This window comes from Martelella sp., assembly GCF_984369615.1.
Genome location: NZ_CFHTCS010000473.1, coordinates 1 through 2,791, shown reverse-complemented (window position 1 = coordinate 2,791; position 2,791 = coordinate 1). Strand labels below are relative to the sequence as shown.

Annotated in this window: 3 protein-coding genes and 1 pseudogene; 2 read left to right on the top strand and 2 right to left on the bottom strand. The window is 61.8% G+C overall.

The window, feature by feature from the left end:
* Nucleotides 1-588, top strand: a pseudogene (locus AC5DC2_RS22420) (dihydroxy-acid dehydratase); the annotation flags it as partial.
* A gap of 94 nt (nt 589-682) precedes the next feature.
* Here the strand turns inward: AC5DC2_RS22420 and AC5DC2_RS22415 are convergent.
* Nucleotides 683-1,051, bottom strand: a complete 369-nt coding sequence (locus AC5DC2_RS22415) for a lysozyme inhibitor LprI family protein (RefSeq protein ID WP_491700087.1) — start codon at nt 1,049-1,051, stop codon at nt 683-685.
* Nucleotides 1,052-1,263: 212 nt separating this feature from the next.
* Nucleotides 1,264-1,647, bottom strand: coding sequence for a lysozyme inhibitor LprI family protein (locus tag AC5DC2_RS22410; RefSeq protein ID WP_491700086.1), 384 nt, complete (start codon nt 1,645-1,647; stop codon nt 1,264-1,266).
* 163 nt (nt 1,648-1,810) lie between these two features.
* Between AC5DC2_RS22410 and AC5DC2_RS22405 the strand changes: the two genes are divergently transcribed.
* Nucleotides 1,811-2,791, top strand: a 981-nt coding sequence (locus AC5DC2_RS22405; RefSeq protein ID WP_491700085.1) for a trypsin-like peptidase domain-containing protein, incomplete at its 3' end; no start/stop codon positions are given.

Below are 2,791 nucleotides of genomic sequence, written 5' to 3'. Positions count from 1 at the left end.
TCCAAGGATGGCGGGCTGGCCGTCCTGAAGGGCAATATCGCGCTCAACGGCTGCATCGTGAAGACGGCCGGCGTCGACGAGAGCATCCTGAAATTCTCGGGCCCCGCGGTCGTCTTCGAAAGCCAGGACGCAGCGGTGAAGGGCATTCTCTCCAACGAGGTGAAGGCCGGCGACGTCGTCGTCATCCGTTATGAAGGGCCGAAGGGCGGGCCGGGCATGCAGGAAATGCTGTATCCGACCAGCTATCTGAAGTCGAAGGGTCTCGGCAAGGATTGTGCGCTGATCACCGATGGCCGCTTTTCGGGCGGCACATCCGGTCTTTCCATCGGCCACGCCTCGCCGGAAGCGGCCAATGGCGGCGCCATCGGCCTCGTGCGCGACGGCGACATGATCGATATCGACATTCCCGGCCGCACCATCAATCTGCGCATCTCGCCCTCCGAGCTCGAAGCCCGGCGCACGGCGCAGGACGAAAAGGGCTGGAAGCCGGAACAACCGCGCCGCCGCAAGGTGACCACCGCGCTCAAGGCCTATGCCGCGTTTGCCGCCAGCGCCGACAAGGGCGCGGTCAGGATCCTGCCGGAATAGGCGAGGAAGTGGTCTTAAGAATGCAGAAGGCGCGGGCCGTTTGGTCCGCGCTTTTTGTCAATCAGGCGCGTCGAGGCCGCAGCCTTTCACACGCTTAGTTGAATTTCTTCAGGGCGTTGATGCGGCTTTGATAGGCCTTTTCGAGACAGGCCTTGTCGATGCCGCAGGCCTCTCTTTCCTTGAGCCAGACCTCCTGCGCGATCTTCTGGGCGTTGACGAAGACCGGCGGCTTGTCCTTGATGGTGTGCTTGTAGAGCAGTTCGAGCTCGCTATCCATAAGGTTGAGCTTGGGGGTCAGGCAGACGGTTGCCTGGTTTGGCGTCAGGTGGTCTTTCAGCTTGCAGTCGAAGCTGGCGGCCTGTGCCGAAGTGCCGGTTGTTGCGGCGATGGTGGCGATGCTCGCCACCGCCAGTCCCGCCGCAAGAAGGGCCGACGAACGGCCATATCGCTTGAAATTCTTCATCTGGTTTCTCCTGTTCACAATGCGAAAAGTCGCACAGGGGGGGCATTCTCGCTGCAATTTTAACGCGAATGCTCCGTCTCGTTGATGTCTGGAAAAACCGGCGAAAATCCGGCCGCAGGCGCGACGGGCACAGGCAACTCTTTTTGCCAGGCTGACGCGGGAAAGGGGAATGCGCATCAGGCGGCTCGCCATGAGCGCCCGATGCGTTGACATCAAAGCGGCTTGTCGATCCCGTCGTAAAGCTTCTGCAACTGGCCAATGCGCACTTCATAGGCCTTTTCGATGCAGGAGACGTCGGTTCCGCAGGCTTCGCGGGTTTTGAGCCAGGCCTTCTGGTCGTCGGCCATGTTGCCGGAGACGCCCATCGCGAAGAGGCCCTTCAGCATGGTGTACATCGTCGCCATCTTCACGTCGTCATCATTGAGCTGACGGTTGTCGCAGATGGTCTTCTCGTTGGCGTTGAGGCCGGAGGCCGAGCAATCGAAGCTGGCGGCCTTTGCCTCGTTGCCGCCGAAGGGGGCGGAAAGCGAAAGCGTGAGCGCAAGCGCCATGGCGGCGGGCAGGCCGCCGAATGCGAGATAGGATTTTCGGTTCATTCTGATCTCCTCATCACTGATTTCCGGCCGGTATTAATACGCGGCAGCAATTGCGGCGAAATCATGCTTTGGCCAAAGAGGCTTTCTAGCCTTGATTCTCCGCCCGGCGTAACATCTCTATAGCGCCGGCAAGGCTATGTCGTGACACATGAAGGAATTCTGAATGCCAATGGATGTGATGAACGAGCCGATGATCTCAGACACCGGAATTCGCCCCGCCTCGCAGCGGTCGCGGATCAGGTCAAGGCGCCTTGCCGTGGCCGGCACGCTTTCGATTGCGCTGGCGCTTTCCGGCAATCAGGTGTTCGCGCAGGAGCGGCAGGTGCCCGCGGCGCAAGCAGACGTGATGCTCTCCTACGCGCCGCTGGTGAAGGAGACGGCGCCCGCCGTCGTCAACGTCTATGCCGAGCGCATGGTGCAGCGGCGGATGTCGCCCTTGTTCTCCGATCCGTTTTTCGGTCGGTTCTTCGGCGATCAGATGCCGGGGCGATCCGAGCGGCAGACGTCGTTGGGCTCCGGCGTGATCGTGACCGGCGACGGCATGGTGATCACCAATAATCATGTGATCGCAGGGGCCGATGACGTGCGCGTCGCCCTTGCCGACGGCCGCGAATTTCCCTGTACGGTGCTGTTGAAGGACGACCGTTACGACCTTGCGGTGCTGAAGATCGAGGCGGACGAGGATTTTCCCACCGTGCCGATCGGCAATTCGGACAATGTCGAGGTCGGCGATATCTCGCTTGCCATCGGCAATCCCTTCGCCGTCGGCCAGACGGTGACCAGCGGCATCATCTCCGGCCGCGCGCGCAATGCCGTCAATGACGGCGAATTCGGCTTCTTCCTGCAGACGGACGCGGCGATCAACCCCGGCAATTCCGGCGGCGCGCTACTCAACATGAAGGGCGAGCTGATCGGCATCAACACCGCCATCTTCTCCTCCGGCGGCGGCTCGAATGGCGTCGGCTTCGCCATTCCCGCCAACATGGTGAAAGTGTTCCTGAAGGCGGCCGAAGACGGCGAAACGCGCTTCCAGCGGCCCTATGTCGGCGCCACCTTCGGCCCCGTCACATCCGATATTGCCGAGGCGCTGGGACTGAAGGCGGCGCGCGGCGCAATCATTTCCGCCACCCGTCCGGGCAGTCCG